Genomic DNA, 25160 nt, shown 5'->3' on the forward strand with positions numbered 1-25160 from the left:
CGCGGCTCACTCCTGGGGCGCGTCCGGGCCCACGAGCCGCACCGCCTCGGGAGCCACCTTCAACAGGTCCGCCACCAACCGCACCACGCCGGGGAACTCATCCAGCTCGAAGCGGCCCGCCCACACCTTGCCCTGCGTGCCCGCCAGGAGGCCCCGGAAGGTGCGTCCGGCGATGCGCGCGGCGGCGAAGCGGTAGGCACGGCCCTCGACCTGGAGCTGCGCCAGGAGCTCCAGGCTGCTGCGCGGCGGCACCAGCGCCTCCTGGCCGAACTTCTCCACGATCTCCACGAAGCGCACCGGCTCCGCGCCCTGCGCCACCTGCGGCGCGCGCGACAGGGGCTCCCCGAGCAGCGCGGACAGGTAGCCGGTCAGCGCGGCCTTCTCGCGGAACTCGGACAGCTCGATGACGTGCCCCGCGGCGGTGGCCAGCTCCTCGCGGCCGCGGATGGCCTGCGCGATCCGGAAGTTGCCCTGCCGGTCCGCCACCAGCTTCACCGCGAGCTGGCCCTCCCGCACGTTCGTGGACAGCTCCAGCGACTGCGGATCCACGTCCGCGGGCAGGCCCAACAGCTGCAGCTCCTCCGAGCGGCGCTGCAGGTGGAAGACGTGGTCGCTGAAGGTGTCCAGCAGGAGCGCCTGCATCTCCTCGGCCGCGTCGATGGCGGACAGGAGGACGGGCGACATCCCCACTACCGCCGGCGGCGCGATGGGGATGAGCCGGTCCCCCATCACCTGGAAGGTGACCTCGGTGATGAAGTCCTTGGTGATGGGGTTCACCAGGGACGCGGCCTCCAGGTCCAGCACCACTTCGACGCCGGACGGCTCCTCACGGACCAGGAGCCCCAGCTCACGCAGCCGAGCGGTATCCATCAGGCGCCTTTGAAGGTCTCGCGGGCGATGATGGTCCGCTGGATCTCGCTCGTGCCCTCGCCAATCTCACAGAGCTTGGCGTCGCGCAGGTAGCGCTCCACGGGGAACTCGCGCGTGTAGCCGTAGCCGCCGTGGATCTGCACGGCCTTGCTGCACCCGCGCATGGCCGCCTCCGACGCGAAGAGCTTCGCCATGGACGCCGCCTGCGAGTACGGCTGCCCCGCGTCCGCGAGCCGCGCCGCGCGGTGCACCAGGAGCCGCGCCGCCTCCAGCTCCGTCTTCATGTCCGCCATCATCCAGCGCAGGCCCTGGAACTCACCAATGGGCTGGCCGAACGCGGTGCGGTCCTTGGAGTACGCCACGGACTCCTCCAGCGCCCCGCGCAGGAGGCCCACCGACAGGGCTCCGATGGTGATGCGGCCCTTGTCGAGGATCTTGAGCGTGTCGATGAAGCCGCGGTCGACCTCGCCCACGATGGCGTCGTCACCGACCTCCACGTTCTCCAGGATGAGCTCGGCCGTGTCCGACGAGCGCATCCCCAGCTTCCCGTGGATGGAGCGCTGGCTGAAGCCGGGGATGCCCTTCTCCAGCACGAAGGCGGTGATGCCCTTCTGGCGCTTCTCCGGCGAGGTGAGCGCCAGCACCACGAACACGTCCCCCACGGTGCCCTGGGTGATGAACATCTTCGCGCCGTTGAGCACCCACTTGTTGCCCTTCTTCACGGCGGTGGTGCGCATGCCGGACGCGTCCGAACCGGAGCCCGGCTCGGTGAGGCCCCACGCGCCCAGCCACTCACCGGAGGCGAGCTTGGGCAGGTAGCGCTGGTGCTGCGCCTTGTTGCCGAAGACGCGCACGTGGCTCGTCCCCAGGCCGTTGTGGCTGGCCACCGTGAGAGCGAGCGAGCCGTCGTAGCGGGCGATCTCCTCCACCGCCACCGCCACGGCGAGCGAGTCCATGGCCGCGCCGCCGTACTCCTCGGCGACGAGCATGCCCAGCACGCCCAGCTGCCCCAGCTCCTTCACCACCTCCATGGGGAACTTCTCGTCCTTGTCCCACTCGCGCGCGTACGGCTTCACGCGGCGTTCGCAGAATTCACGGAGGGAGGCCTGGAGGGCGCGGTGGCTTTCAGGAAGTTCGAGGTCCATGGTCGGGTGCGGAATCTAGAGCGTGGATGGCGGGTGGGGAACTTCAGACGGGGTGGACGCCGTGCTTCTTCTCCGCACGGGGCTGGAACTGGCCCGCATAAAGCGAATAACGCTGCATCAATTCCCCGCGCAGGGAGTCGCCGGGGACCACCGCGTCGATGATGAGCTCGCTGGCCAGCTTGAAGATGTCCACGTCCTGCTTGTACTCGTCGCGGAGCTTCTGGACGAAGGCCGGCCGCTCGGCCTCCGGCAGCTCCTGGATCTTGTTGAAGTAGACGGCGTTCACCGCTGCCTCCGGGCCCATCACGGCGATCATCGCCTGGGGCAGCGCGAGCGTGGCCTCCGGCGCGAAGCCGGGGCCGCTCATGGCGTAGAGGCCTGCACCATACGCCTTGCGGACCACCACGCAGATGCGCGGCACGCTCGCCTCCGACACCGCGGAGATCATCTTCGCGCCCGCGCGGATGATGCCCGCGCGCTCCACCTTGGTGCCGATCATGAAGCCCGGCACGTCCGCCAGGTAGAGCAGCGGGATGTTGAACGCGTCACACAGCCAGATGAACCGGGCCGCCTTGTCCGCGCTGTCCACGAAGAGCACCCCGCCCTTGTACTTGGGCTGGTTCGCGACGATGCCCACCGGACGGCCGCCAATGCGCGCCAGGCCCGTGATGAGCTCCTGCGCGAAGAGCTTCTTCACCTCGAACCAGCTGCCCTCGTCGATGAGCTCCGCGATGAGCGCGTGCATGTCGAAGGGCTTGTTCTGATCCGGCGGGACGATCTCGTCCACGCGCTTGCCGCTGTGCCTGGGGGCCTTCAGCTCCACGGTGGGCGGGGCCTTGGAGAAGTTCTCCGGGAAGAAGGCCAGGTACTGCTTCGCGGCGGCGATGGCCTCCTGCTCCGTCTTCACCAGCACGTCGCCCACGCCGGACACGGAGCAGTGCATCTTCGCGCCGCCCATCTCCTCCAGGGTGACCTTCTCTCCAATGACCATCTCCGCCATGCGCGGGCTGCCCAGGTACATGGAGGCGTTGCCCTCCACCATGATGACCAGGTCGCAGAACGCGGGGATGTACGCGCCGCCCGCGGCGGACGGGCCGAAGAGCAGGCAGATTTGAGGGACGAAGCCCGACAGGTGGACCTCGTTGTAGAAGATGCGGCCCGCGCCCCGGCGGCCGGGGAACATCTCCACCTGGTCCGTGATGCGCGCACCCGCGCTGTCCACCAGATAGAGCAGCGGGCAGCGCAGCGCCTTCGCCGTCTCCTGGATGCGGAGGATCTTCTCCACCGTGCGCGCGCCCCAGCTGCCCGCCTTCACCGTGGAGTCGTTGGCCATGATGGCCACCGCTCTGCCGTCAATGCGCGCGACGCCGGTGACGACGCCGTCGGACGGCAGCTCCGGGTCCAGGTTGTTGGCGAGCTTGCCGTCCTCCACGAAGGAGTCCGCGTCCACGAGCAGCCGGATGCGCTCGCGCGCGAAGAGCTTGCCCGTCTCCGCGTTCTTCGCGTGGTACTTGGGCGCGCCGCCCTTCTCCACCTGGGCGATCTTCTCGAGCAGTTTCTGGTCTGAGGACATGGCCGTCGTCCCATACCAAAGAACCCCAGGCCTGGCTGCCTTCTTGCCAATCCAGCCGCCAGCCGTGCCGTCCAAAGGACGACGGATGGGGCCACGGAGGCGCGCGCCGGGGGATGTCTCCGGGAGGCACCCTGCCTACCTTCATGTCGCACGGGGGGTGTGCACCCAGGCGGGCCACGCTCGCCCCGTTGAACCGCATCCGGCCCTGGAGGAACCCATGTTCAGAGCGAAGAAGGCGACGTGGCAGGCAAAGGCATTGGCCAAGAGCAAGCTGTACCGTCGGTTCCTGGCGCATCAGCTGCTCGACCAGCTCCCCGAGTACGCCGACAAGGCCGGCAAGGTGGCCCGGAAGTCCTGGGACAGGTTCGACCCGGACGACGCGCTGCGCTATGTGGGATTGACGACGTACAAGCCGGCGCGCACGGGTTTCGGAGGCCTGGGGGCGTTCCTGCTGGGCGCCGCGGCGGGCAGCGTGGTGGCCCTGCTCCTGGCCCCGAGCCGCGGCACGGAGCTGCGCTCCACCGTCAAGGACAAGGCGATGGGCTACATCAACAAGCAGGGCGTGAACGTCGGCGGTGAGAAGACCGCGAGCGCCTGACGTCCGAGCGGAGCGAAGCAGGCGGGGGCAGCACGGTCCGCGGGCAACCGCGGGCCTGCCGCCCCTGTCGCTTTCGAGCGCCCTAGCGGCCTTTATAGACAGGGGGACGCTTCTCCGCGAAGGCGCGGAGCCCTTCCAGCCGGTCCTCCGTCTTGAGCACCTCCTCGTACTTCTTGAGCTCCAGCGCCAGCGCGTCGTCCAGTTCCAGGCCGGTGCCCTCGTCGATGGCGTGCTTGGCGGTGGCCACGGCCACGGGGGCGTTCTCCACCACGGCCTCCGCGAGCTGGAAGGCGACCTCCAGCAGGTGCCCTTCCGGAGCCAGCCGGTTCACCAGGCCGATGGTGAAGGCCTCCGCCGCGTTGACGCGCCGGGCGGTGAGGATGAGGTCCTTGGCGCGCCCGGGGCCAATCAGCCGGGCCAGCCGCTGCGTGCCGCCACCGCCGGGGATGATGCCCAGCTTCACCTCCGTGAGGCCCATCTCCGTGGCGGGCGAGGCGACGCGCAGGTCGCACGCCAGGGCCAGCTCCGTGCCACCGCCGAAGGCCGCGCCGTTGATGGCGGCGATGAAGACGCAGTCGCTCCGCTCGATGGAGCGCAGGGTGACGCGCAGGCCGTTGAGGAAGGCGCGCACCTCGTCCTCCGACATGGTGGTGCGCTCCTTCAGGTCCGCGCCCGCGCAGAAGGCCTTGTCGCCCGCGCCGGTGATGATGACGGCGCGCACGGCGCGGCTGGAGGACACGCGGGAGACGAGCGCGTCCAGCTCCTGGTGCATCGCGCGGCTGATGGCGTTGCGGCGGCTCTCCCCGTCGATGGTCCAGATCTCGATGGCCCCTCGGGCCTCGACCTTGAACTCCGGCATCTTCGCTCCCCGTGACGGACCGCCGTGGGCGGCCCGCGTGAATGCCGCGCAGCCTGAAACCTGTTCCCCAGTCTGGCAAGCCGTAAACGGATAGGATTTCGCCCATGCCTTCGTGCTCAACGACGAAACGCCCGTGGCGGTGGCTGCCGGGGCTGCTCACCGTCTCCGCCCTGCTCGTGGCCGCCCTGCCGCTCGTGGCCCTGGCGCGCGGCGGTGGCGGCGAGCACTACACGTCCGGCCGCGACCGCGGTGGCGGCGGAGGGAGCGGCGACGGCCTGCCCCTCTGGCTGATCTTCGACCTCATCCGCCTCATCTTCCTCTACCCGAAGGTGACCGTCCCGCTGCTCGTCATCGGCGGAGGCGCCTACTGGCTCTACAAGCGCAACCTGCACCCGGACGCGACCACCCGGCGCGCGTTGGATCAGCGCGAGGCGGAGGTGCGCACGGAGGTGTCCGGCCGCGACGTGCAGGGCTGGGTGAACGCGCTGAAGCTCAAGGACCCGTCCTTCGAATTGGAGCCCACGCTGCAGAAGGTGCGCTGGCTCTTCCTCGAGCTGCAGAAGGCGTGGTTCCGCCGGGACATGACGCCGGTGCGCCCCTTCCTGTCGGACGCGACGTGGCAGCGCTTCAACGTGCAGCTGGCGCTGATGCAGGCGCAGGGCGTGCGCGACGCGCTCGCGGACATGAAGGTGCTGGACGTGCAGCTCATCGGCCTGCACCAGACCGAGTGGTACGACAGCATCCACGTGCGGGTGCGCGCCAGCATCCGGGACACGGACGTGCCCGCGGACCAGACGGACGCGCAGGCCATGGCCGCCGCCAGCCGCGTGGCCCCGGAGACGTTCACGGAGGTGTGGACCTTCGTGCGCAAGCCCGGCGCGCAGACGCGCATCGGCGAGGATCTGTTCCAGGGCAAGTGCCCCAACTGCGGCGCGCCCTACAAGGGCGGCGCATCCAACACCTGCGAGTTCTGCAACGCGGTGGTGAACTCCGGCAACTACGACTGGACGCTCTCTGAAATCACGCAGGGCGTGGAGTACGTGCGCCACCACAAGCAGGTGGACGGCCTGATGCAGGCGCGCGAGGAGGACCCGGCGCTCAACCTCGAGATGCTGGAGGACCGCGCGTCACTGCTGTTCTGGAAGTGGATCGACGCGCAGAGCCGCAACGAGCCGCAGCGCCTGTCCAAGGTGGCCAACGCGGACGCCATCACGAAGCTGAGCGCGGAGCTGGGCCAGCTGGCGAAGCAGAACCGCCGTCGCGTCTTCCTGGAGTGCGCCGTGGGCGCGGTGGACGTGCGCGCGCTGGAGGTGCACCCGGAGTCCTTCGACGCGGCGCAGGTTGAAATCCGCTGGAGCGCCCGCATGGGCGTGGGCCCGGTGAACGAGAAGCCGCCGAGCCTGCCCACCGTGCCGCAGCGCTGGGTCTTCACGCTGCTGCGCCGCCACGGCGCCAGGACGAACACGGACACCGGTATGTCCACGGACCGCTGCCCGCAGTGCAACGCGCCCACCACCAACAGCGCGGCCAACACCTGCGAGTTCTGCGGCACGGTCCTGGGCAACGGCGAGCGCGACTGGGTGCTCGCGTCCGCCCTCCCCTTCGAGTCCTGGAACGTCCAGCACGCGCAGAGCTCGGCCCGGAACGCGGTCCGCTACCAGGAGGTCCGCCGGGCCCAGCGTGGCACCGTCGCGCCCGCTCCCACGGGGGACGCCAGCGGCGGCCCGGGTGATGGCGACCGCGTGGTGATGGACGTGAAGGAGCGCGAGCGGCTGCTCTACATGATGGCGGCCATCGCCGCAGCGGACGGCGAGGTGTCCGCCGCCGAGCGCCGCCTGCTCAAGCTGTGCTCGGAGCGCTGGAGCGTGTCGTGGGCCAACGTGGAGATGGCCCTCAACGCCGGGCCCCAGCTCTTCGAGCGCCTGGTGCCGCGCGGCAGCCCGGAGGCGGAGGTGTTCCTGCGCCACATCGTGGAGATGGCCCTGGTGGACGGCCGCATCGACCGCAAGGAGCGCCGCATGCTGGAGATCGCCGCCCAGCACCTGGGCCTGGAGGAGCGGCTGGCCGTGCTGCTGGGGGACCACTGAGTCACGGGGTCCCCCGGTGGGGACGGCTCAGGTCTGCGCGCGGCGGGTGGCCTTCTTGTCCCGCTCGCCGAGCGCGGCCTGGAGGTACTTGCCCGCGAGCTTCCGGCCGATGAGCTCCTGGGCGATCTCCCCGGCCTCCACCAGCTTGTCCAGGTTGATGCCGGTGTCCACGCCCATGCCGTGCAGCATGAACACCGCGTCCTCGGTGGCCAGGTTGCCCGCGGCGCCCGGCGCGTAGGGACAGCCGCCCAGCCCGCCGATGCTCGCGTCGAACGTGGTGACGCCCGCGGACAGGCCCACCAGCGCGTTGGCCAGCGCGGTGCCGCGCGTGTCGTGCAGGTGCAGCGCCAGCGTGTCCACCGGCATGTGCTGGAGCAGCGCGGCCAGGATCTCCTCCGTCTGCCGGGGCGTGCCCACGCCAATGGTGTCGCCCAGGCTCAGCTGGTAGATGCCCGCGTCCACCAGCTGACGGCAGATGTCCACCACGCGCTCCACCGGGACGTGGCCTTCATAAGGGCAGCCCCACACGGTGGACAGGTAGCCGCGCACGCGCATGCCGGCCTTGCGGGCGGCGGAGGTGACCTCCTTCGCGCCGGCCAGCGCCTCCGCGATGGTCTTGTTGATGTTCTTCTTGGAGTGGGCCTCCGACGCGGAGATGAACACCGCGGCCTCCTCCAGGCCCGCCGCCTGCGCGCGCTCCAGCCCCTTGAGGTTGGGCACCAGCGCGGAGAAGACGACCCCGGGGCGGCGGCCCACCAGCTTGAGCACCTCCTCCGCGTCCGCCAGCTGGGGGATCCACTTGGGTGACACGAACGACGTCACCTCGATGCGCCTCTCCCCCGCGGCGACCAGGGCATTGATGAGGCGCGCCTTGTCGCGGGTGGGCAGCGTGCGGAGCTCGTTCTGCAGGCCGTCGCGGGGGCCGACCTCGTACACGTCGACCTTGCGGGGCAGTTGCCCCAGCAGGCCGACCCGCGTTCGCGTTGTCTCTTTCGGATCCACTGGACGTGTCCCGGGCTCCGTCAACGGCGCCCGGCTCCCACGATGAGGTCGGTCGACTCGGGTGTCATCGGCCCGGACTCCAGGCCGCCGTGCACCCACTCCACCGAAAAGCCCGTGCTTTCCAACAGCCCTTTCAGTTCCGCAAGAGGATAGTAACGAAGCGTGTACGCCGCTCGCAGCACGCGACCGTCCGGCAAGGTGAGCTGACGCTGCCCGACATCCCGGCCACGCGTCGCGTCGAACTGGCTCTCCTCCTCCAGCAGGCTCCCATCCGGTAACCGCTCGCGGAACGACGCGCCCGGACTTCGCGCCAGGCGCTCGTAGGGAACCGTCTGGAACACCAGGCGTCCACCGGGCCGCAGCGCCCGCGCCACCTCGCGCAGCACGTGGACGTGCTCCGCGTCGCTGAAGGCGAAGAGTGTCGAGTACCAGGCATAGGCCCCGCCCAGGGACGCGTCCTGGAAGGGCAGCGCTCGCAGGTCGCCCCGCACCGCGGGGAAGCCGGGGCGGCGCAGGCGCAGGGAGAGCGGATCCAGTTCCAGGCCCACCACCCGCCCGGCGAGCGCTCCGCCGGTGTTGAGCCGCGCCGCGTGCCGGCCGTGGCCACAGCCCAGGTCCACCACCGGCCCCTCCACGTTCGCGAACGCCCGGGACAGGTACTCCGCTTCCCGGGCCGTCACCGCCTCGGAGAGGTACGGCAGCGTGCTGCGCAGGTACAGCTCTCCGAAGAAGTCCCCCACGGCCAGGTGGGCTTCAGCGCTTGAGGGCGGGCAGCTTCTCGCGCAGGCGGCGCACGGCCTCGTCCAGCACGCCCTCCGTCTTGCAGAAGGCGAAGCGCGCGAAGCGCTGGCCCAGGCGCCGGTGCTCCGGGCCGTAGAAGACGCTGGGCGGGATGCCCGCGACGCCCACCTCCGTCACCAGGTGCCGGCAGAACGCGACGTCGTCCTCGAAGCCGTAGCCGCGGATGTCCGCGAGGATGAAGTAGCTGCCCTCCGGGGAGAACGCCTGGAGCCCCGCCTCGCGCAGGCCGGCGAGCAGCCGTTCCCGCTTGGAGGTGTAGAGCGCCGCGAGCCCCTGGAAGTAGCTGTCCGGCAGCCGCAGCGCCACGGCCATGGCGGCCTGGAACGGCGACGCGGTGGCGAAGGTGACGAACTGGTGCGCGCGCTGCACCGCGTCCCTGAGCGGCGGCGGCGCGATGATCCAGCCGATCTTCCACCCCGTCAGGCTGAAGGACTTGCCCGCGCTGCTCACCGTCACCGTGCGGTCCGCGAGCACCGGCACCGTGGCGGCGCGGATGTGCTTCGCGGGGGCGAAGACGATGTGCTCATACACTTCATCCGCCAGCACCTTCACGTCGTGCTCGGCGCAGAGGTTGCCCAGGAACTCCAGCTCCTCGCGCGTGAAGACCTTGCCCGTGGGGTTGTGCGGCGAATTGAGGATGAGCAGCCGCGTCTTCGGTCCGAAGGCGGCGCGCACCTCGTCCCGGTCGAACCACCAGGTGGCGTGCTCCGCGTCCGGCGGCCGCAGCGGCACGTAGCGCGGCGTGGCGCCCACGAAGGCGATGTTCGCGTCGTAGGAGTCGTAGAACGGCTCGAAGGCCACCACCTCGTCGCCCGGGTCCACCAGCCCCAGGATGACGTCGAGGATGGCCTCCGTCGCGCCGCTGGTCACCGTGACCATGGTGTCCGGATCCACGGCGTGGCCGTGGAAGCGCTGCGCGTGCTCCGCGATGGCGTTGCGCAGGTCCTTGGCGCCCACGCCGGGGGCGTACTGGTTGACGCCGCCCTGGATGGCCTTCCACGCGGCCTCCTTGACGGCGTCCGGGCCGTCGAAGTCCGGGAAGCCCTGCCCCAGGTTCACGGCCTGGTGCTTCAGCGCCAGCGCGCTGAACTCGGAGAAGACGGTGGTTCCGAAGCGGGAGACGCGCTGCGCGAGCACGGGCCGGGGGGACATGGGTCAGGCCTCTGGAGGCCAGCGCACGTCCACCCCGACACCCGGGGCGACCGGCTGGCGGTCAGGGCCGGACGATAGCGTCCACGGGCACGGAACGCGCGCCCTGTTCCACCGCCCGCTGCCGCGCGGCCCGGGACAGGCCGAGCGCCAACCCCGTCACCACCAGCACCAGGGGCACCGCGCACACCAGGTCGATGGCGTAATGGAACCGCCCCGCCAGCGTCGCGAAGATGAGCCCCATGCCCGGGAAGAGCATGACCCAGAAGAAGCGCCGGGCGAACCGGAACGCGTAGAAGAGCACCACCAGCGCCACCCCGGTGTGCCCGGACGGGAAGCAATCCCGGGTGTACACCGGCGTGCGCATCATGGACTCCAGCAGCGGCGTGAGGACCCACCCGTGGGTGGCCGGCCCGTCGAACGCGCCAATGAGGAAGTACCGGGGGCCCACCGCGGGCACCAGCGAGTACGCCGCGTAGTTGAAGCCCAGCAGCAGGCCCAACCCCAGCAGGTACTCATCGAAGGCGGGCGTCGCCCCCCTGCCCCGGGCGTATAGGTAGACCCCCAGCAGCAGCGGCCAGATGAAGTGGCCGTAGTAGCAGAGCAACAGGACGTCGTTGGCCCAGGGCGGAATCGCGTGCGCCAGCACCACCGAGGTCTGGAAGCCAAAGAGCCGCTGATCCACCGCGACCAATTGGGCGTCCTTCACCAGCGGGTTCACCCAGTCCACGATGGGCCCCAGCCAACCGTGGGCCAGCGCGGACACCGGCAGCAGCCAGAAGTCCCCCGCGATGGTGAGCAGATGCTGGCGCGGAAAGCGCGCCTCCAGCATGCGCACCGCCGGCAGCCCCAGCGCGAAGAAGAGGAAGAACAGCGCGTTGCGCCCGGAGTGCGGCGCCCAGCGGGCCGGGCCCACGCACACCAGGGCGGCGACCGAGCAGCCCACCATCAGCACCAGGTCCACCTGCCGGAAGCGGACGAGCGCTTCCTCCGACGACGCCACCGGCCGCACACGGCCCTCGCTGAATGACCAGATGCTCACGCCGATTTGCGCTCCCCCGGCGATTCGGCCGGCTGCTCGCCGACCGCCCCGAGATTGAGGCTCCGCACCACCGCGCCCGACTCCGGCGCCACCTCCGCGGACCGCCGCCCCTTCCACCGCTCCAGCAGCGCCAGCATGGCCGGGAAGAAGACTGTCGTTCCCAGGAAGGTGCTCACGACCCCCAGCAGCGCAATCTGTCCGATGCTGCGCAGACCCTGATGGTTCGCCACGAGGAGCGCTCCGTAGCCCGCCGCGTTGGACAGGGTCGCCACCACCGCCGCGAAGCCGGTGCTGCGCACCACCCGGCCCAGCGACCCGGGGCCCTCCTCCTCGTACCGGTGGTACAGGTGGACGGAGTTGTCGACGGCGATGGCCAGCAGGTTGGGCAGCACCACCGCGTTGATGAAGTTGAGCTGGACGTCAAACAGGTACATCCCGCCCGCCAGGCACGTCATGCCCAGGAACAGCGGGCCCGCCACCAGCAGCGCGCGCTTCAGGCTGCGCAGGCTGGCCAGGATGACCAGGAACACCACCACCGCCGCGGACCAGAGGATGAACGGCCCATCCCCCCGGACCAGGGAGAAGATGCGCGCCGCGATGCGGTTGCTGTCCAGGACCGCCAGGTCGATGCCCTTCGCCTTCGCCCCGGCGACCACCTCGTCCAGCTGCCCCGCCCAGCGGTGCAGGTCCTGGGTGTCGTAGTTGGACACGGACGGGAACAGCAGGAGGAACATCCCCTTGCCGTCCAGCGCCTCGAAGCGGCGGCGCGCCTCCACCGGCAGCTGCTCCAGGCCGTAGGGCTGCGCGTCCACCATCTCCCGCAGGTCCTTCACCCGCGGATCCTCCTGGGCGGACCTGGGCAGCCCGTCCAGCAGCGTCCGGATGCCGGCCATCTCCGCCTGGTGGGCCGCCACGTCGGACGGCACCAGGTCGCTCAGCGACGCGGTGCGCAGGAACACGGAGTCGGCACCGTTCTTCGCCTTCACCTGGGCGATGACGGACTCCACCTCGCGGACCTGCTCCAGGCTGTCCACGGCGAGGATGGCCGGGTTGAGCGGCGAGCCGATCTGCTCGGTGATGTGGTCGTCCAGCCGCGACGCCGGCGAGTCACCCTTCAGGTTGCGCAGGTTGGTCTCGAACCCCAGCCGGGGCGCGATGGCCACCGAGTACGCCGCGAAGCCCACCACCGACAGCGCCACCGCGACGATGGCGCCCGTGGGCCAGCGCCGCCACTCCTTCTGCGGAGCCGGCTCCGCCTCCACGGCGGGCGCGGAGGCCTGGCCAGCGGGTGCGCCCTCCTTGCGGAACGGGCGGATGCGCTCCGCGATGGCGAGCAGCGACGGCCCCATCGCGTACGCGGCCAGCACCGCCATCAGCACGCCCACGCCCGCGAGCAGGCCGAACTGCTGGAAGGCGTGGAACTGCGCCAGCACCAGCACGAAGAACGCCGCCGCGTTGGTGAAGGCGGACGTGACCGCCCCGAAGAAGGTGCCTCGCACCGCCGCCGTCAGCGACTCCTTCACGCCGTGGTGCTCGCGCTCCTCCCAGTAGCGCATGGACAGGTGGACGCCGTACTCGATGCCCAGGCCGATGAGGATGGCGACGAGGAAGCCCGTCACGATGTTGAGGTGCCCGATGGCGCCCTGCGCGAACGCGAACGTCAGCACCATGCCCACCATCACCGGCACGCCCACCACCGCCAGCGCGGAGATGCGCCGGGTGGCCAGGAGGATCAGCCCTACGGCAATGAGCGCGGACAACAGGCCCGCGTTGGACAGGTCGGTGCGCATCACCGCGTCCTCTTCGATGCGGTTCTGGAAGTTGCCCGTCGCCTCCAGCGTCACGCCCGGGTACTGCTCCGCCGCGAGCTTGCGGCCGGTGTCGAACACCGTGTCCACGAAGCGGCGCGCGAACTCCAGGTCCCCCGCCGTCCCCGACGGCTTGATCATCAGGTAGACCTCCGTGCCCTCCTTGTTCGCCAGCGTCTCCGGCAGCGCCGTGTCCGGGGTGTGCTTCTTCGCGATCTCCTCGAAGGTGGGCGGCGCCACGTCCGCGCCCAGGTCCACGAAGAGGGGGCTCGCGCGCTCCTTCTCGTAGCGGACGCGGGCCTCCAGGTCCTGACGCAGCGAGGCGACCTCCGCCGTGGGCAGCAGGAGCAGGCCGTGGCGGCGGAAGAACGCCACGTCATAGTGGTGTTCGACGTAGCGGACCTCCGGCAGCGCCTCCAGGCGCTTCTGGAAGTCCCGGGCGTAGGCCTTGAGGGCCTCCGGCGCCGCTCCCCTGGCCATGATGACCAGGTAGCCGTCCCCGCCCGCCTTCTCTGACACGCGTGTCAGATCCCGGACCTCCGGGGCGCCCTCCGGGAGCAGCTCCACGAACGAGCCGCGGAACTCCAGACGGGACGCGAACACACCCGCGACGGCCGTCAAAAGGGCGATGGCGAGCAACACCTGCCAGGGGCGCGACATTGCTGCCTGGATGAAGCCCTCGAACCACCGCTGCCGTCGTGTTTGGGACACCGTCTGCTCCTCTGATGCCGGCCGGCGAAGCAATAAGCCGGCCATGATCCAGGCCCCCGAAACAGACGGCCCCTCGCGACCCATTCCCCATGTGAACCCATGTGTGCGCAGGATGCAGGAGCATCCACTGGCGAACGCAGGCTCGGTGGCGCGGCGTGCCACCGATGCACCATCCGTGTCAAGGCGCGCCATGACACGGATGCCCCACACGGCCTGCGATGGAACCGTCCCCGCCTTGACAGTGTGGATTTCCCTCTTTATTGACCCCCACGCGTCGTCCCCCTGGGTGTTCACGCGGCCGGGCAATCCGAACCTGGAACGCGCCCTGCACATGGAATAGCGGCTCGGATCACACCCTCCGACGCGTAAGAAAGACCACCATGAGCGACGTGTTCGACAAGTGCCGTACCTGGAAGGACTACCGCATCGCCAAGGCCACGGGCCTGTACCCGTACTTCCGGGCCATCGAGGCGTCGCACGGCGCCACCGAGGTGGAGATCGAGGGGCGGCGGGTCATCATGGTGGGCTCGAACAACTACCTGGGCCTGTCTGCGGATCCGCGGGTGAAGGAAGCGGCCATCAAGGCCACCGAGCGCTTTGGCACCACGTGCTCCGGGTCGCGCCTGCTCAACGGCACGCTGGCGCTCCATGAAGAGCTGGAGGCGCGGCTGGCGAAGTTCCTCAACCGCGAGGCGGCCATCGTCATCTCCACCGGGTTCCAGACGAACCTGGCGCTGGCGTCCATCCTGGGCCGTCACGACATCGTCTTCAGCGACCGCGCGAACCACGCCTCGCTGGTGGACGGCGTGCGCCTGTCCTTCGCGACGGAGCGCAAGTTCCGCCACAACGACATGGAGCACCTGGAGCAGCTGCTGGCCGCGGCGGAGCCGGGCGCCGGGAAGATCATCGTCACGGACGGCGTGTTCTCCATGGAGGGCGACATCTGCAACCTGCCCCGCATCGTGGAGCTGGCGAAGCAGTACAACGCCCGCGTGATGACGGATGACGCCCACGCCATGGGCGTCCTGGGCGAGCTGGGCCGGGGCACCTCCGAGTACTTCGGCCTGGAGAAGGACGTGGACCTGGTGATGGGCACGTTCTCCAAGAGCTTCGCGTCGCTGGGCGGCGTGCTCGCGGGCCCCTTCGAGGTCATCAACTACATCCGGCACAAGGCGCGCTCGGTCATCTTCTCCGCGTCCATGACGCCCGCGTCCATCGCGGCGGCGCTGAAGGCGACGGAGATCATCGAGGCGGAGCCGCAGCGCCGTGCGCGCCTGCTGGACATCGCGGAGAAGATGCACAACGGCTTCCGCGCCATGGGCTTCGACACGGGCGTGTCGGTGACGCCGGTGGTGCCGGTGCACATCGGCGACCAGGTGAAGTGCTTCCGCTTCTGGCGCGCGCTGCACGAGGCGGGCGTGTTCGCCAACCCCGTGATTCCGCCGGCGGTGGAGGCGGGCCACGCGCTGATCCGCACCAGCTACATGGCCACGCACACGGACGCGCAGCTGGACCAGGTGCTGGACACCTTCGAGAAGATCGGCCGCAAGCTCAACGTCATCCCGGAGACGCGCCCCACGGTGTACGAGCCGGTGAAGATCGCCCGGCCGGGCAGCGCGGTGCGCAGCAACAGGGCGAGCGAGACGTGGGCGGCGGGCAGCGCCGGCCTGCTCGCGGACAAGGGCTTCTCCCTGGAGCAGCTGTCGCGGATGTCCTCGCGCGAGATGGCCGGGAAGTTCTTCGACGCGGTGGAGCAGCTCACCTGGCGCGCGGCGAACCTGCAGCCGGAGGACCTGCGGCGGCTGGGCGGAGCGCCCCGCAAGCTGTGGGAGAAGCGCAGCGAGCTGGGCGGCGTGCTCCTGGAGAAGGGCGCCCAGCTCTTCATGCGCAACGGCAGCGACGGTTCCGGTTCCGACGGCAACCAGGCCGAAAGGAACTGAGCCCCACCCATGGCCCACCCCGCCCAGCACGAAGCATCCTCACCGACCTCCTCCATGCCCTCCGACGTGCAGGTGACCCCTGTGCGCGGCGCGGCGGACCGGACGGCGTTCATCCGGCTGCCGTACACGCTCTACCGTGACGACCCGAACTGGGTGCCGCCGCTGGAGATGGAGCGCCGCGACTTCCTGGACCCGAAGAAGAACCCCTTCTTCGACTACGCGGAGGTGGAGCTGTTCCTCGCGCGCCGCGGGCAGGACGTGGTGGGCCGGGTGGCGGCCATCAAGAACCCGCGCCACATGGAGTTCCACGGCACCAAGGAGGGCTTCTTCGGCCTCTTCGAGTGCGTGAACGACGCGGGCGTGGCGCGGGGCCTGTTGGACGCGGCCAGCGCGTGGCTGAAGGCGCGCGGCATCGACACCGTGCTGGGGCCGGCCAACTTCTCCTCCAACCAGGACTGGGGCCTGCTGGTGGAGGGCTACGACAGCCCGCCCGCGCTGATGATGCCGTACAACCCGGCGTACTACGCGGACCTGCTGCAGACCTGCGGGTTCACCAAGGCGAAGGACCTGTGGGCCTGGGAGCTGTCCTCGTCCGCGCCGCCGCCGGAGAAGGTGGCGCGCATCGCGGAGAAGATCCGGCACCGCGAGGGCATCACCGTGCGCGCGGTGAACCTGAAGGACTTCCCCGCCGAGGTCGCGCGCATCAAGGAGATCTACAACGCGGCCTGGGAGAAGAACTGGGGCTTCATCCCCTTCACGGACCGCGAGTTCGACCACATGGCCAAGGAGATGAAGGCCATCGTGCGTCCGGAGCTGCTGCTCATCGCGGAGGTGAAGGGCGAGCCCGTGGCCTTCTCCATGACGCTGCCGGACGCCAACGAGGCCTTCAAGGCGGCCAACGGGCGGCTCACCACCTTCGGCCTGCCCATTGGCCTGGTGAAGCTGGTGCTGGCGTCGCGCAAGCTCAAGCGGCTGCGCCTGATCACCCTGGGCATCAAGGAGGGCTACCGGCGCCGCGGCCTGGACGCCGTCCTCTACCTGGACACCCTGCGCACCGCGAAGGAGCTGGGGTACTCGGGCGGGGAGATCTCCTGGACGCTGGAGGACAACCACCTGGTCAACCGCGCCATCGAGTCCATGGGCGGCCAGCGCTCCAAGACGTACCGCGTGTACCAGCGGCCCGTCTGAGGTCCTGATACGCCTCCGCCCGGGCGCGTGCTGGCCCCGGGCGGAAAGAAGCAACGGCGTGAAGCTGTCGGAGGGCGCCCTGCCCGGCGCTCCCCTACTTCGCCTGCGGCGCGGCGCCCGTGGAGCCGGCGGCGGACTCGTTCACGGAGGCCGCGCTGGTGTTGGCGTTCTCCTTCTCCAGCTGGGCGCGCTTGGCCTTGAGCGTGGACAGCAGGCCGTCAAAGCCCTTGGTGGAGAGGATCTTCTTGAACTGGCCGCTGTACGTGTCCACGAGCGAGACCTCGTCCGTGACGACGTCGTAGATGCGCCACTCGCCCTTGGCCGGCGACTTGAAGAGCTTGTAGTCCACGGGGACCTGGTCCTTCTTCACGGTGAGCTTCGTGTCGACCGTGGCCTCGTTCCCCTGGATGCTCTCCTTGCCGTACTGCACGTCCGCCTTCGCCTGGCCAATGGCCTTCTGGGCGTACGAGGCGCGCAAGAGGCCCGTCATGGTCTCGGTGAACTCCTTGCGCTGGGCCGCGGTGAGGCCCGCCCAGGCCTTCTCACCCAGGGCGCGCTTGGCGAGCTCCTCGAAGTCCACGAAGGACTCCACGACGGTGGCCAGGGACTGCACGGTGGCGCCGGGGGCATTGGCCGCCTTCTGCACGGCGGCGTTGCCGTTCTTCACCACGTTGAGCGGACTCACGGGAGCGGCGGCGAGCAGCGTGGCGGCAAGCAGGGAAGCAATCATAGTGATGAAGCTCCGGGTTGAAGTTCAGGTGTGACGACACCTGTGAGGACTGGCAGCCTGGAAGGGTTATTCATCCGCCCCGGGGACGGCACCGGTGACGCGGGCGAGTGACGCAAGTCCTACACGCACGTCGTGCCAGCTCCGGCTCCGCTCCGCGGAGGCCTGGGCCAGCGCGGTGAAGGCGTCCACCAGCTCACGCGTGTCGCCGGTGCCCAGGTCGAAGGCGGCGTAGGCCGCGGTGGCCCAGCGCTTCGCGTTCTTCTCCGCCTCCGTGAAGGACTGGGCGCGCGCGTAGGCCGCGGCGAGCTGGCCCTGCACCTGGGTGACCTCCAGCCGGATGCCGGCCTTGAGCGTCACCTCCTGCGCATGCAGCTTGTCCAGCTCCGCGCGGGCCTGCTCCAGCTGCGCGTCCTTGATGGGGATGTCGAAGGTGCCGCGCACCACCAGGCCCAGCCCCGCGGTGCGGTCATTGTAGGGATCGTAGGCGAACGGGCTGCGCTGGCGCGTGGCGCTGCTCGTCCAGCGGTAGTCGTAATAGCCCGCGAGCGCCAGGTCCGGGTAGTAGCTGCGCTCGCGGATGATGACCTCCTGCTCGCGCGCGATGATGCCCGCGGCGATGGCCTTCAGCTCCGGGCGGCGCTCGTTGGCCTGCCGCAGCGCGGTCTCCAGGTCGGGGACCTTCAGCTCGTCCTGGAGCGGCAGGTCCTCCTCCACCACCTCCACCGGCTCGTTCGGATCCGCGCCGGCGAGGAGCTGGATGGCGGTGAGCGCGAACTGCTCGCCCTGCAGGGCGGTGGCGCGCTGGGACTCCACCAGCTGGCGGAAGTAGGCCAGCTTGTACGTGTCCAGCTTGGAGACCTGATCCGAGTCCTGCTTGAGCAGCGCGTCGATCTTGTCGCCCGCGTCCTTGAGGCGCTTGGACACGTCCTCCATCTGCTTCAGGCCCGACCGGGCCAGCTGGTAGCCGTAGTACGCCTGGGCGGCCTGGAAGCCGACCTCCGCGCGCGCCCGCTCGCGCAGCGCCGCACCCACCTTGGGGCCCTGCTCGCCGGCCTTCTCCAACGCGGAGAGCTTGCCGAAGGTGTACAGCGGCAGCACCGCGTTGCCCGTGGAGAACACCGTCACGCCCACGTGGCCGAAGTTCCAGTCGCCCTCCAGCGACGCCTTCGTGGTGGGCGGTCCGCCCAGGCCGTTGTTGCGCGCCTCGGGGACGGGGCCGCCGCCGCCCAGGGTGATCTCGAACTTGGGGAACCAGGCCCAGCGGGCCTGATCATAGAGGGCCTGGAACTTGCGCAGCTCCGCGGTGGCCTCCGCCACGCGCGCGTCCTGGGTGCGCGCCCGGGTCACCAGCTGGGCCAGGGTGATGGGCCCGCGCGGGGCCTTCGCGCCCTCGGCGATGCCCGGGGCACGGGCCTCCTCCGGGGCGCCCCGGGGGATGCCGGGGGTGACGTCGCCCCGCGCGCCGTCGCCCGAGCCGGGGGAGATGGACGACGTGCCCAGCTCCTTCGCGCCCGGGGTGGCGGCCGGAGGCCTGGGCGCGCTGGTCGTGGCGCCCTGGGCGGCGTTGCCCGGCTCGGAGGCAGGCGCGGGGTTCACGGCGGCCGGATTGGGCAGGGGCGGCCGGGTCCCCGGGGTGGGATTGGCCGCGGACGACCCGGTGCCCGCGGGGCCCGGGGCGGGTGTGGTGCCCGGCGAGGGAGTGGGCACGGTGCCCGGGGATAGGTTCCCGGGCGAAGGAGCCGCGGTCCCCGGCGCCCCTGTTCCCGGAGCGTTCGAGGGAGCCGGCGTGGGCGCGATCTGCGCGCCTGACACGCCCGCGGTGAGCACCATTGCCACTGCGATGACCCTGCCGACTTCTCTGCCCATGCTGTGGTCCGCCTCGTGTGCGGCCGGGCATATCCGGAAGCCCGCGACGGTGCAGCATTTCTGTGCGGATTCCCGCCGTTCCAGGTGTCCGCTTCCGTCCAGTCGCCTTGCGCGGGAGGGCGCGTAGGGGGCGTGACAGTCGCCGACATTCCGTTCAGACAAAGCTTGGTAGGCGCGGGCAGGGACCGCAGAATCCCGCGCCGGTTTCGACGCCTTTCTCCAAGGAAAACCCATGGCCTACACCGACCGCGTCAAGCAGATCCTCTCCTGGTACCCCTCCGACAACCCCGGCACGCTGACGAACCTGGCGCGCCTCTTGAACCACGGCACGCTCGCCGGCACGGGCAAGCTGGTCATCCTCCCGGTGGATCAGGGCTTCGAGCACGGCCCCGCGCGCTCCTTCGGTCCGAACCCCGCCGGGTATGATCCGGACTACCACGCGCAGCTGGCCATCGAGTCCGGCTGCAACGCGTACGCGGCGCCGCTGGGCTTCCTGGAGGCCGTCGCGGGCAAGCTCGCGGGTGAGATTCCCCTCATCTTGAAGGTGAACAACTCCGACACGCTGGCGAAGACGGCCGCGCCCATGTCCGCGGTGACGTCGTCCGTGAAGGACGCGGTGCGCCTGGGCTGCGCGGCGGTGGGCTACACCATCTACCCGGGCTCCGCGGCGCGCAACGAGCAGTACGAGGACCTGCGCGACATCATCGCGGAGGCCAAGTCCTACGGCCTGCCCACGGTGCTGTGGGCCTACCCGCGCGGCGCGCTGTCCAAGGAAGGTGAGACGGCCATCGACGTGGTGGCGTACGCGGCGCAGATCAGCGCGCAGCTGGGCGCGCACATCATCAAGGTGAAGCCGCCCACGGACCACCTGGAGCAGGCGGAGGCGAAGAAGGCCTTCGAGAAGGCGAACATCCCCACCAAGACGCTCGCGGACCGCGTGCGCGAGGTGGTGCGCTCCGCGTTCAACGGCAAGCGCATCGTCATCTTCTCCGGCGGCGAGGCGAAGGAGACGTCCGCCCTCCTCGAGGACATCAAGCAGATCCACCAGGGTGGCGGCTTCGGCTCCATCATGGGCCGCAACGCGTTCCAGCGTCCGCACGGCGAGTCCCTCAAGCTGCTCAAGGACGTGATGAACATCTTCGCGGGCAAGTAGCGTCCGCAGCGTCGTCACTCGCGGCGTGGCGCCCTGCCCGGCTTTTTCGGGAGCGCGTCACGCCGCGTCCGTTTCCGGCTGGACGCGGGCGGCCAGCCAGCCCCCGGACCGGCCGCCAGCCCCCTCCCCCTCGCTGGTCCGGGTGCCGTGCCTCGGTTACGCAACGGGGATGATTGAAGGCTCCAGGACGCCCGGCGGAGGCGACGCGAACGCGGGGGATGACGCCGACCGCGTGGCCCGCGAGGTGCTCGCCGGGGGCGGCGAGATGGGCACGCGGATGCGGGCCTTGGACTGGTCGAAGACGCCGCTCGGCCCGGTGTCCGCCTGGCCGCAGTCCCTGCGCACCATCGCCAGCGTGTGCCTCACGTCGGGCTTTCCCATGATGGTGTTCTGGGGCCCGCAGGCGGTGAAGCTCTACAACGACGCCTATCGGAACATCCTGGGCGGCAAGCACCCCGCTGCCCTGGGGAGGCCCGGGCACGTGGTCTGGGCGGAGGTCTGGGACGAGATCGGCCCGTGGGTGGAGCAGGTCCGCCGCGAGGGCCGCGCCATCATGGCGGAGAACCAGCGCCTCTTCGTCGAGCGCAACGGCTTCCTGGAGGAGACCTACTTCACCTTCTCCTACAGCCCCATCCGCGACGAGTCCGGGGCGGTCAACGGCGTGCTCGACACGGTGGTGGAGACCACCAGCCAGGTGCTGGACGCGCGCCGCCTCCGGACGCTGCACGAGGTGGCGTCCCTCGCGGGTGGGAGCCTCCGCGTCGACGACGCCTGCACCCGCGCCATGGAGGCGCTCGCCAGCAACCCCGCGGACATCCCGTTCGCGCTGCTCTACCGCCTCAATGCGGACGGCACGGAGGCCCGGTTGGAGGGGCGCATGGGGCTGGAGGGGGACTGCGCCTTCTGCCCCGCGCGGGTGGACCTGGGCTCCGACGTGGCCTCGCCCTGGCCCCTGGCGCAGGTGGCCCGCTCCGGCCGCGCGGAGCTGCTCCATGGGCCCGGGGGCCGCTTCGGCCCGCTCCCCTTACGCGACGGCGTGCCGCAGCCTGCTTCCGCGCTCGTCCTGTCGATGACAGCCGCGGGCGGGGCGACGCCGCCGGGGATGCTGGTGCTGGGCATGTCGCCCCGGCTGCCAATCGACGCCTCGTACCGGTCGTTCCTGGAGCTGGTCGCGGGCGGGCTGGGGGCCGCCATCGCCGGGGCCCGCGCGTACGAGGAGGCCCAGCGGCGCGCGGACGCCCTGGCGGAGCTGGACCGGGCGAAGACGGCGTTCTTCTCCAACGTCAGCCACGAGTTCCGCACGCCGCTGACGCTGATGCTGGGGCCGCTGGGCGACGTGCTCGCGGATCCGCAGCACCCGCTGGATCCCGGGCACCGAGAGCGGCTGCTGCTCGTGCAGCGCAACAGCCAGCGGCTGCTCAAGCTGGTGAACAGCCTGCTCGACTTCAGCCGGCTGGAGGCGGGCCGCATGCGCGCCATCTTCGAGCCCACCGACCTGGGGCCGCTCACCGCGGGGCTCGCGAGCGCGTTCGACTCGCTGGCGACGAAGGCGGGGCTGCGGCTCCACGTGGACTGCCCTCCCCTGCCCACCCCCGTGTGGGTGGACCGCGATCTCTGGGAGAAGATCGTCCTCAACCTCCTGTCCAACGCCTTCAAGTTCACCTTCCGCGGCACCCTCACCGTCCGCCTGCGCGAGCGCACGGACCGGGCCGAGCTGTCCGTCAGCGACACGGGCACCGGCATCCCCGCCCACGAGCTGCCCCGCGTCTTCGATCGCTTCCACCGGGTGGAGGGCGCGCGCGGGCGCAGCCATGAGGGCAGCGGCGTGGGGCTGGCGCTCGTTCGGGAGCTGGTGGAGCTGCACGGGGGCCGCGTCTCCGTGGAGAGCGTCGTGGATCAGGGCAGCACCTTCACGGTCTCGCTGCCCACGGGAACGGCGCACCTGCCACCGGATCAGCTGAGGCCCCCCTCGCGCGACGCAGTCCATGCCCCGAACCCGGAGGTCTTCGTCCAGGAGGCGGCGCAGTGGCTGGGGGACGGGGTGTACGCCGCGCCCGCGCCGGTGCCCGTCCCGGAGGCGCCCCCGGGCATCGTGCGGGGGCACGTGCTGCTGGCGGACGACAACGCGGACATGCGCGACTACGTGCGGCGGTCGCTGGAGGGCCGCTTCGCGGTGACGGCGGTGGCGGACGGCCTCGCCGCGCTGGAGGCGGCACGGAACACTCCACCGGACGTGGTGCTGACGGACGTGATGATGCCGTGCCTGGACGGCTTTGGACTCCTGCGCGAGCTGAAGGCGGATCCGCGCACGGCCCACGTCCCCGTCATCCTCCTGTCCGCGCGCGCCGGTGAGGAGGCGAAGGTGGAGGGGCTCGCCGCCGGCGCGGACGACTACCTGGTGAAGCCCTTCGGCGTGCGCGAGCTGGTGGCCCGCCTGGAGGGGACGGTGAACTCCGCGCGGGCCCGCGCCCAGCGCGAGGAGCTGCTCCAGGCCCTGAAGCTGTCGGAGACGCGCTACCGGCTGGCCACCCGCGCGACGAAGGACGCCGTCTGGGACCTGGACCTGCGCACCCAGCAACTGACCTGGAGCGAGGGCATCCACACCCTCTTCGGCTACCCGGTCGGCACGGTGCCCCCCGGGCTGGAGTGGTGGACGGACGCCGTCCACCCGGAGGACCGCGCGCGGGCGGTGGACAGCCTCCACGCCATCGCCGAGACGCCCGGCGGCAGCGACTGGCGCGCCGAGTACCGCTTCCGCAGGCACGACGGCACCTACGCCCTGGTCGAGGATCGGGGCTGGGTGGTGCGTGATGCCTCCGGCACGGCGCTGCGCATGGTGGGCGCCATGCAGGACGTCACCCAGCGCAAGGAAGCAGAGGCCCTCCTGCGGCGCAGCGAGGAGGAGTTCCGAACGCTCGCGGAGGCGCTGCCGGAGGCCGTCTTCGTCACCGCACCGGACGGCGCGGTGACCTACGTGAACGGCGTGCTGACGGAGCAGACCGGCGTGAGCGCGGAGGCCCTGCTGGGACGGGGCTACCGGCACGTCATCCACCCCGACGACCTGCCCGCCAGCGCCAAGGCATGGGCGGAGGCGCTGGCCGGCGGCGAGCGCCTCCAGGCCGAGCACCGGGTGCGCTACCGGGACGGCCTGTACCGCTGGCACCTGGTGCGCGCCCTGTCCGTCAAGGACGCGGAGGGCCGGGTGCTCAAGTGGGTGGGCACGTCCATGGACGTCCACGAGCTGCGTCAGGCCCAGGCCCAGCAGCAGCAGCGCGCGGACTTCGAGCAGCAGCTCATCGGCATCGTGAGCCACGACCTGCGCAACCCCGTGAGCGCCATCCTCCTGGGCGCCGCCAGCCTGATGCGCCGCGAGGAGCTGGACGAGCGCAGCACCAAGGCCGTCAGCCGCATCCAGTCCGCCGCGGAGCGGGCCCACCGGATGATCCGCGACCTGCTGGACTTCACCCAGGCGCGCCTGGGCGGCGGGCTGCGCATCCAGCGCCGCGCGTCGGACGTGCACGAAGTCGTGGACGGCGTGCTGGAGGAGATTGAAGCCACGCACCCGGACCGGGAGATCCACCGGCGCCGCAGTGGCAGCGGCCTGGGCGACTGGGATCCGGACCGGCTGGGGCAGCTGGCCCAGAACCTGGTGACCAACGCGCTGAGGTACAGCCCCCGGGAGACCGCCGTCCTCGTGGAGACCCACGGCGAGGACGACGCCGTGACGCTGTCCATCCACAACGCGGGCACCCCCATCCCCCCGGAGCGGATGGGCCGCCTCTTCCAGCCCCTGCAGCGCGCCAGCGGCGAGGTGGACACCAGCAGCCGGAGCATCGGCCTGGGGCTCTACATCGTGAAGCAGCTGGTGGCGGCCCACGGGGGCACCATCGCCGTGGAGTCCACCGAGGAGGCGGGGACCACCTTCACCGTGCGGCTGCCTCGCGGCGCCCCGGCGCTCCCGTAGCGGGTGGAGCACCGCGCCCGGAGGCGGCACCTGGCGGGGGCCGGAAAAGCGAAAGGCCCGCGGGATTTCTCCCGCGGGCCTCTCTCAATTCAGTGTGGAGCTAACCGGGATCGAACCGGTGACCTCTTGAATGCCATTCAAGCGCTCTCCCAGCTGAGCTATAGCCCCTTCTCTGCTGCGTGCTGCCCGGCCCGCCGTGGGGAGCGGTCCGTGCCGTGAGGCGGCGCGACTTCTACGGCTTCTTCGTCCCGGACGCCACAACTTTTTGCGGCTTCGCGACGGTTTTTACCTTCAAACGGTCCGCCACCTCTTCTCCTTCCCGGAGCAGGTCGGTGAGGGACGCGGCATGGTCCGCCGCCGCCTTCTCCGCCGCCGCGATGTTCTGGAGCAACCGGCCGAAGTTGGGAGGCAGCTCCAGGCGGCCCGCCTGGACGGCCTGCCAGACGGCCTCGCCCAGCTCGCGGTGGGTCTGCTCCTTCTTGTCCTTGAGGAAGGCCGCCTTGCCGTTGGCCCGCGCCAGCTCCGTGTTGCGTTCGACGGCCTCGCGCAGCTTGGCCAGCTTGGCCTCGGCCGCCTGGAAGGCCTCGTTGATCTGCCGCATCACTTCGGTCTGCTTCGGATCTGCAGCCACGGCTGTCACCCTCGGGACGGGAGAAGGTCGTTCGTGCGTAACG

At 70.5% G+C, this 25160-nt stretch carries 18 protein-coding genes and 1 tRNA gene; 6 read left to right on the top strand and 13 right to left on the bottom strand.

The genetic code is table 11. The features are described 5' to 3' along the window. Positions 1-6: 6 nt before the first annotated feature. Genes KYK13_RS21060 through KYK13_RS21070 form a run of 3 tightly spaced genes read right to left on the bottom strand, consistent with a single transcriptional unit; the run spans position 7 to position 3588 of the window. A complete protein-coding gene (locus tag KYK13_RS21060; protein WP_223632074.1) occupies positions 7-870 on the bottom strand; it encodes a hypothetical protein in 864 nt (287 codons plus the stop codon). Then, a complete protein-coding gene (locus KYK13_RS21065) occupies positions 870-2015 on the bottom strand; it encodes an acyl-CoA dehydrogenase family protein (RefSeq protein WP_223632076.1) in 1146 nt (381 codons plus the stop codon). The genes KYK13_RS21060 and KYK13_RS21065 overlap by 1 nt, the downstream gene beginning before the upstream one ends. A 43-nt stretch (positions 2016-2058) precedes the next feature. Beyond that, positions 2059-3588: an acyl-CoA carboxylase subunit beta gene (locus tag KYK13_RS21070; protein WP_223632078.1), complete on the bottom strand. Its 1530-nt coding sequence runs from the start codon at positions 3586-3588 to the stop codon at positions 2059-2061. A gap of 217 nt (positions 3589-3805) precedes the next feature. On the opposite strand from KYK13_RS21070, the gene KYK13_RS21075 reads away from it, so the two are divergent. Beyond that, entirely contained in the window at positions 3806-4186 is a 381-nt protein-coding gene (locus KYK13_RS21075; RefSeq protein WP_223632080.1) for a YtxH domain-containing protein, read from the top strand. An 82-nt stretch (positions 4187-4268) separates the two neighbouring features. Here the strand turns inward: KYK13_RS21075 and KYK13_RS21080 are convergent, their stop codons facing one another. Continuing rightward, a complete protein-coding gene (locus tag KYK13_RS21080) occupies positions 4269-5045 on the bottom strand; it encodes an enoyl-CoA hydratase-related protein (protein WP_223632082.1) in 777 nt (258 codons plus the stop codon). A 104-nt stretch (positions 5046-5149) separates the two neighbouring features. On the opposite strand from KYK13_RS21080, the gene KYK13_RS21085 reads away from it, so the two are divergent. Continuing rightward, the gene (locus KYK13_RS21085) at positions 5150-7132 is read left to right on the top strand and encodes a TIM44-like domain-containing protein (protein WP_223632089.1); all 1983 of its coding nucleotides are present in this window, start codon (positions 5150-5152) and stop codon (positions 7130-7132) included. 27 nt (positions 7133-7159) lie between these two features. Here the strand turns inward: KYK13_RS21085 and KYK13_RS21090 are convergent, their stop codons facing one another. From KYK13_RS21090 to KYK13_RS21110, 5 genes are all read right to left on the bottom strand, one after another. Continuing rightward, entirely contained in the window at positions 7160-8134 is a 975-nt protein-coding gene (locus KYK13_RS21090) for a hydroxymethylglutaryl-CoA lyase (protein WP_223632091.1), read from the bottom strand. Positions 8135-8154: 20 nt separating this feature from the next. Beyond that, positions 8155-8874: a methyltransferase domain-containing protein gene (locus tag KYK13_RS21095; RefSeq protein WP_223632100.1), complete on the bottom strand. Its 720-nt coding sequence runs from the start codon at positions 8872-8874 to the stop codon at positions 8155-8157. Between the two features lie 13 nt (positions 8875-8887). Beyond that, positions 8888-10087: an aminotransferase class I/II-fold pyridoxal phosphate-dependent enzyme gene (locus KYK13_RS21100; protein ID WP_223632102.1), complete on the bottom strand. Its 1200-nt coding sequence runs from the start codon at positions 10085-10087 to the stop codon at positions 8888-8890. Between the two features lie 61 nt (positions 10088-10148). Continuing rightward, positions 10149-11126, bottom strand: coding sequence for a phosphatase PAP2 family protein (locus tag KYK13_RS21105; RefSeq protein WP_223632104.1), 978 nt, complete (start codon positions 11124-11126; stop codon positions 10149-10151). Further along, positions 11123-13594 carry an RND family transporter gene (locus KYK13_RS21110; protein WP_223646687.1) on the bottom strand — a complete coding sequence of 824 codons (2472 nt, stop codon included), beginning with the start codon at positions 13592-13594 and terminating at the stop codon, positions 11123-11125. Before KYK13_RS21110 ends, KYK13_RS21105 begins: the two co-directional genes overlap by 4 nt. 431 nt (positions 13595-14025) lie before the next feature. Here KYK13_RS21110 and KYK13_RS21115 point away from each other — a divergent pair, with 431 nt between their 5' ends. Together KYK13_RS21115 and KYK13_RS21120 are read left to right on the top strand one after the other, a co-directional pair. Continuing rightward, positions 14026-15585, top strand: a complete 1560-nt coding sequence (locus KYK13_RS21115; RefSeq protein WP_223632106.1) for an aminotransferase class I/II-fold pyridoxal phosphate-dependent enzyme — start codon at positions 14026-14028, stop codon at positions 15583-15585. Between the two features lie 9 nt (positions 15586-15594). Further along, on the top strand, positions 15595-16773 hold the full coding sequence (locus KYK13_RS21120; protein WP_223632108.1) for an N-acetyltransferase: 1179 nt from the start codon (positions 15595-15597) through the stop codon (positions 16771-16773). 94 nt (positions 16774-16867) lie between these two features. Here KYK13_RS21120 and KYK13_RS21125 read toward each other — a convergent pair whose 3' ends face one another. Next, the gene (locus tag KYK13_RS21125) at positions 16868-17503 is read right to left on the bottom strand and encodes a phospholipid-binding protein MlaC (RefSeq protein ID WP_223632110.1); all 636 of its coding nucleotides are present in this window, start codon (positions 17501-17503) and stop codon (positions 16868-16870) included. A 66-nt stretch (positions 17504-17569) separates the two neighbouring features. Next, entirely contained in the window at positions 17570-19369 is a 1800-nt protein-coding gene (locus tag KYK13_RS21130) for a TolC family protein (protein ID WP_223632112.1), read from the bottom strand. A 232-nt stretch (positions 19370-19601) separates the two neighbouring features. Here KYK13_RS21130 and KYK13_RS21135 point away from each other — a divergent pair, with 232 nt between their 5' ends. Continuing rightward, positions 19602-20522: a class I fructose-bisphosphate aldolase gene (locus KYK13_RS21135; RefSeq protein ID WP_223632114.1), complete on the top strand. Its 921-nt coding sequence runs from the start codon at positions 19602-19604 to the stop codon at positions 20520-20522. 169 nt (positions 20523-20691) lie between these two features. Next, positions 20692-24486 (top strand): ATP-binding protein, encoded by a 3795-nt coding sequence (locus KYK13_RS21140; protein ID WP_223632116.1) that lies wholly within the window; start codon positions 20692-20694, stop codon positions 24484-24486. A 95-nt stretch (positions 24487-24581) separates the two neighbouring features. Here KYK13_RS21140 and KYK13_RS21145 read toward each other — a convergent pair. Next, a tRNA-Ala gene (locus KYK13_RS21145) sits at positions 24582-24654 on the bottom strand. Positions 24655-24718: 64 nt separating this feature from the next. Next, positions 24719-25117 (bottom strand): hypothetical protein, encoded by a 399-nt coding sequence (locus KYK13_RS21150; RefSeq protein ID WP_223632124.1) that lies wholly within the window; start codon positions 25115-25117, stop codon positions 24719-24721. Positions 25118-25160: the final 43 nt, after the last annotated feature.

Source organism: Corallococcus sp. EGB (assembly GCF_019968905.1).
Classification (GTDB): Bacteria; Myxococcota; Myxococcia; order Myxococcales; family Myxococcaceae; genus Corallococcus.